At 30.9% G+C, this 486-nt stretch carries 1 pseudogene; it reads left to right on the top strand.

The window, feature by feature from the left end:
* Positions 1–486, top strand: a pseudogene (locus LrDSM24759_RS07745) (IS3 family transposase); the annotation flags it as partial.

Here is a 486-nt window from a genome sequence, read left to right as displayed (position 1 = left end):
AGTTGAATTTAAAGAATCTGCTATTGAAAAAGTACTTATCAATAATGAGCTAGCTTACCGTGTTTCTCTAGATTTAGCTTTACCTAATAGTGGGCTAATATATAATTGGATTCGCAAATACAAAGAAGATGGGTATAATGTCATTAATCACAAGAAAGGCAGACCATCTCATGAAAAGCAAAGACCAACAAATCAAAGAACTTCAAAAACAACTAAAGGACCTGAAGCAAGAGAACTTAAAGCTTACTGTCGAAAACGAATTTGTAAAAAAATTGAGTGCCTTAGTTTCTCAAAGAAAAAACCAAAAGCCAAAGAAATAGCCCAGGTGGTTACTGAACTAAGGCATGAACTTCATGTAACCATAACTTTTATCTTAAATACAATTAATTCTAATCCTGATTTACCTCATTTATCTAAAAGCAATTACTACTACGCTTTAAAACATGATGATAAAGATTTAAAAAATCAAGAGATTATGAAACGTAT

The sequence above is a fragment of the Lactobacillus rodentium genome (assembly GCF_003423665.1).
In the GTDB taxonomy this organism is placed as follows: Bacteria; Bacillota; Bacilli; order Lactobacillales; family Lactobacillaceae; genus Lactobacillus; species Lactobacillus rodentium.
This window is presented reverse-complemented; position numbering and strand designations above follow the sequence as displayed.